Origin of the sequence: Thermoactinomyces sp. DSM 45891 (assembly GCF_900119485.1) — a bacterium.
In the GTDB taxonomy this organism is placed as follows: domain Bacteria; phylum Bacillota; class Bacilli; order Thermoactinomycetales; family Thermoactinomycetaceae; genus Baia.
On sequence record NZ_FPJZ01000037.1, the window covers coordinates 1 to 4857 of the forward strand.

The following is a 4857-nucleotide window of genomic DNA, read 5'->3' on the forward strand; positions in this document are numbered from 1 at the left end:
AGTCGGTGTTTTCGGCGAGTAGTATGAATTGGCGGCTTTCTTATCGATATAGACCACTTTTAGCTTCGGTTTTAGCTGTGGTGCAAGGGTCATCTCACTACTAACTGTGAGTAGCTTCTCTTTCGCTGTTTTGCTTCCTTCATCACTATGACGGATCATGAGACCACGGTTCGATGATCCATCTTTGACCCACCTTTCCGCGGCGGTCGTTACATCCCAATTGAGCCATTTTGGATCGTTGGTGACATTTGTCACGTAATCGAGCACTGAGTGATGAAAGGCATCGTTGTGACTGTTCCACGTTGTTTTGGGAACCGATTCGAAATCCTTCCACAGGTAGTGAGCATTATAGGTAGCATGTTTGCTTCCCACGCTATCTCGTTGCCAGCTCCACAGACTAAAGTCTGCGTCCACTACCTTTGCTGTGCTTGGAATGGAAGAGAGATCAAATTTATAGAGGGAGCGAGTGTTTCCGAAGGTAGCGCTGTTGTTTCCGACGGATGCCCATGGATTTCCCTTTTCATCTAAGTAGTTAAAGCTGGTATTTTTATGCTCACTCGAGATGGTAGTGTCCATGGCATTTTGCAAGACTTGAATCGCCATACCCGACTTAGGCAATCTTACGAGTTGGGTTGTAGAAGGGACAACGGTACCATCTATCGTTTTCACGGCAATCTGATAGAAATAGGCTCGTCCAAACGGATCACTGCTGTAGGCAGGGGTTGGCGTAGCTGTGGTATCGGTGAAGGTAAGTGTATTTTGGTTCGGAATCGGTGCAACCAGCGTACTCTCATCGGGTATAAAGCTCTGATTGGTACTTCGATGGATCTGATACTCTACAAAGTCGGTTCGGATATACTTTGTCCATTTCAACTCTGCACCGTTGGCATAGATTTTAGTCGGTTCTGCCAAGAGTACAGACGGTTTTCCGTATACGACTTTTAGCTTCGGTCGAATCGCATTTTCATCAAAGTTTTGACTCGCTGTATACCTGATTCCGCCTACTTTTTTCGATTCATCCTTGGCTTTGATGAGAACTCCATAGTTTTCTTGGCTCCCATCGACCCATGATTGAACGAGGTCACGCGCTGTGTAATCATGCCAGCGGTTGTTTACGTTAGCAGATTTATCTACTTCGGCTACCTTAGTAAAACGGATGGCATCAGCAATGACGGCTCCATCTACTTTTTTACTGGAATCGTAGTTAGAAAGCGTAATACTATGGCTATCCCCGGTGGCAAACCGAAATTGTCCCAGCCATTGATAACCGGTATTCGCAGTCCGCTGATTGAGATAAACTTTGGATGTTCCTCCATTGTGAGTAATACTATATGGAGCAGAAGTAGCGCGATCGGATGCTTTTACATTGGATGCGGCAACGTTGTACGTTCCGCTTTCATTTAGATAGGGCTTCCATGTAAAGGTGTTCGTCGCACTCTTATCATTTGGCTGTGCCGCATGATAACTGCCATTCACGCCGCCCGATACATTGGAAGATAAGTTCCATGTACCGTTCTTCGTAATACCGGTGCTATCTGTATTGTCTATGACATAGGTACTTGCTTCCACATCGGATCGAAAGGTTCCACCCGGTGTCTTCCATGCCTCCCCTTTCTTGGCTTCTTTCCAAGTGGCCTCGGCTGGATTCCAGTCTTGAAGGACTCGGTGGAGGCTGAAGGTTACATCGTGATCGGTATCTTTACAACCCGAACAGAAATTTTGGTCGTAGTAGAGTTGCACTTGCGCGAAGTCTACTTTGCTTCCCGAAGGGATAACAGAAGTATCAAACTTTACAAGAGAGCGTGAAGTTTGTGACGAATCTGCTCCTACAGATAGTCTCCAGTTGTCATTATAGTTTGTAGTTGGTGAGGAGCTGTTAATCATCGTATCTTTACTGTTTTGCGCCCCATTCCCCGGGGTTGGTTGAATCTCAATCGTTGGATCGATGGTTATAGGCATCGCTCGTTTTGAATCATTCAACCACTCTTTATTAGCAGTCACACGTAGAATATTTTTACCATCTACTTGGACAATCTCTTGCTTCACATCATGGCTCCATGCATAGCCATAAGGAGAATCTTCTTCTTTTTTGCTATCGTACATAAATGGCTTTGGGATCTTGAAAACTCCGACATCGCCTTTGTCTACAAATAACACTGAGCCATCTGATTGTAATTTTGGCTCTAAATCGCCTGTTTCTAGTACAAAGTCAAATACATTACTCTCTGGCTTCTCATTTAACACTATTCTTTCTTTTACTTTGCTATTTTCCGTTTGATACTCGATTTTACTTTTATTCAAGATATCTGGGAATGAGATGATGTTCCCTTTTACGGTTGGGGAAACCTTTGATCTATCTGGAGCTTTTAGTCCCATTGAGATAGCATGCTTTCCACTCGTAATCTTAACTAATTCGTTAGCTCGATCACTAAAATGTGTTTTAAATTGATTCTTTTCGTTACTATACACGTATCCCTTTTGCTTCGTTTTCGAGATGTCATTCTGGATATCTTGTAATTTTCCATCTGAATCTCGATAGTGAACAGGATCTGAACTAATCTCGGCTTCGATTCGACCGTCTGAAAGCTCATAGAATTTAGCATTGATCTTCCGTTGTTCGACTAGTTCCTTCACTCTCTTGGGGTCTGCTACCTTTTTTCCTTTAGGAATCTCCTCTTTTACAGGAAGACTTTGTTTATTCTCAGTCAGTTCCTTGCTTCCGTTACTCTTCTCGGATGCCAGAGTCCATCCGTCCGCCATCTGATTCCATGCATCTTTTGCACTCATGTAAACAGATAAAAAACCCCACTCAGCGGCTTTATATGTCGTATTAGCAAAATCAGCCGCATGTGTAGAAGTAGGAAATGCTGTTCCGAAGAATATGAAAAACGACAGAACCATTAATAGCATTCTACGGAGAAACATTCGTTTCTTCTTTCTCACCTTAATAACCCTCCATTTTTTAGATTAATATAGATTTTTTATAATACAATAGAAATATATTTCATTTGTTCACAATTCGTCAACAAAAAAATAAATAGATGCATTGAATCAAGATCAATTTTTACTTTTTACTGCGTTGGAAAAAATAAAAAAAGAGTATCACTCACAGATTCAAAGTCAGCGATACTCTCTACATATATCTATCTCTTTTCCAGCCCTAAAGCTGAGACTACACCTATCGTAATAGCCTTAGCCAATCCATCAAGGAACTGGCTGTCCTTCAAAAGCTTGTTCTCTGTAGGATTATCGATAAACAAACATTCCAGAAGAACTGCACTCATCTTCGTATCCCTAACAACAGCGATTCTACCCCGTGCCGCTTGGATGTCAACTTTCTCCGGATTCCCATGAGCCTTGACTCCGTAGCCCTTTAAGAATCCCAGCACATTATCATTAATTACCTTTTGTATTCTCTTGGTACGAGTCGGCACAGATTGGGCTACATAGGACTCAAATCCAGATCCTCGGCCCGCATTGCAATGCAGCGATAAGTAGAAATCAGCACCTTTGTTATTTGCGTAGGCAATCCGTTTCCGTAATCCCGCTTTACCAGATGGATATCTTGCAGATGTATTCTTGTTTCGAGTTAGAGTAGTAACACATGCATAGCTACCCAGATAGTGATTCACCAACTCTACTAATTTTAAAGCTACATCTGCTTCTCGAAGTCCATAACCTACTGCTCCAGAATCCTTACCTCCATGACCAGCGTCCAGACAGATTAATTTAGTCATTCTCTACACCCCCCTTGTCGTCTAGAAAGCCCTGATTCTGAGTGGTGGGATTACTTAGAATCCCTAACACAACAAGTAGTCCAACGACTGAATCTACGACTGTAGTAATAGCCCCCTGTTTTACTGGACTAATGTCCACCCCGATAGTCTGCAAAAATAAAAAGATCAATCCCGTTAGGCTGATCCACATTCCACTATTTTTCCAACGTTTATTTTTCATATTTATCCTCCACTAGATTGATTTTTTTATAAAAGAAAGTAGTAGCGTAATCGCTCCTGTAACCAATGAGCCTGATACAATCCTCCAGAGCCACACCTGTTGGCTTTCTATTTTGGAAGCAATGTCGTATGCCTCTTCTGACTTTCTAATCGCCTCACGACTCCGCTCTTCCGTTTGTCCAAAGTCCTCTAACTTAGCTTCCATCACGCTTATACGAGTCAGAATTTGTTGAGACGTACTTCCAATAGCCTGTATAGATTCATACATTTCTTTTCCAGATATATAGATGCCTTGCCTTTCTTCATCCAATCGGATCACCTCCTCTCCGATTCAATCTGCCCAAGGGATTAAACGTCCCCTAAGATCACTTGATTCTGTTGTGGATCAACACTCGTTTTACTACTCTTCTTCTCGGTGACTCTGCCTCGGATCGCAAGCTCTGGAGTAAAACTGTGATCCTTCACGATAATTTCGTCTCCTAATCGGCATTGTTGCCCTATGAGTCTTTCTAGTAGGAGAACACTCATCTGATAGGTTACTTTCGGCCTACTCCTTTTATCGAGTTCCTTTACTGTGTTCTGATAGAGTTCAGCAGGATTCGTAGCCGATTCATCTTTGTAGACTCCAAATATATGCTTGTCATTTCGCCTCCAACGCTGTAGAGATTCGATACTCCCAACCCAGTCTTCATTCTTTTCATACTTGAAATTATCTGGAGGAGTATAGTCTTGAAATGTGAGGATACTCCCATCACCCTCATCCTTCCCGATACCAATTAGGGCCGTTACCAAATCCTTCGTATCCCTCGTCCTCTTAACCTCTACTAGATCCCGTCCATAAGAGAATATCTTCCCTGTGACCTGTCCTCTTTTCCGATAGACGTTTACATATTTTCGTTTT

General features: G+C 42.6%; 5 protein-coding genes. All 5 read right to left on the reverse strand.

Annotated features, from left to right (window positions below):
* Positions 1–2943: DNRLRE domain-containing protein (locus tag BT147_RS14735; RefSeq protein ID WP_143188032.1), on the reverse strand; the 2943-nt coding region annotated here is incomplete at its 3' end.
* Positions 2944–3143: 200 nt separating this feature from the next.
* Positions 3144–3737, reverse strand: a complete 594-nt coding sequence (locus tag BT147_RS14740; protein ID WP_072337049.1) for an N-acetylmuramoyl-L-alanine amidase — start codon at positions 3735–3737, stop codon at positions 3144–3146.
* Positions 3730–3957 (reverse strand): phage holin, encoded by a 228-nt coding sequence (locus BT147_RS14745; RefSeq protein ID WP_072337052.1) that lies wholly within the window; start codon positions 3955–3957, stop codon positions 3730–3732. Before BT147_RS14745 ends, BT147_RS14740 begins: the two co-directional genes overlap by 8 nt.
* 12 nt (positions 3958–3969) lie before the next feature.
* Positions 3970–4266, reverse strand: coding sequence for a hypothetical protein (locus BT147_RS14750; protein WP_072337057.1), 297 nt, complete (start codon positions 4264–4266; stop codon positions 3970–3972).
* Between the two features lie 38 nt (positions 4267–4304).
* Positions 4305–4857 (reverse strand): phage tail spike protein (locus BT147_RS14755; protein WP_177239867.1); only part of this gene is annotated, 553 nt, incomplete at its 5' end.

What these genes read in the sequence shown, in the direction of transcription:
- BT147_RS14745 (WP_072337052.1), bottom strand. Translation starts at nt 3,957, where the DNA reads ATGAAAAATAAACGTTGGAAAAATAGTGGAATGTGGATCAGCCTAACG.
- BT147_RS14740 (WP_072337049.1), bottom strand. Translation starts at nt 3,737, where the DNA reads ATGACTAAATTAATCTGTCTGGACGCTGGTCATGGAGGTAAGGATTCT.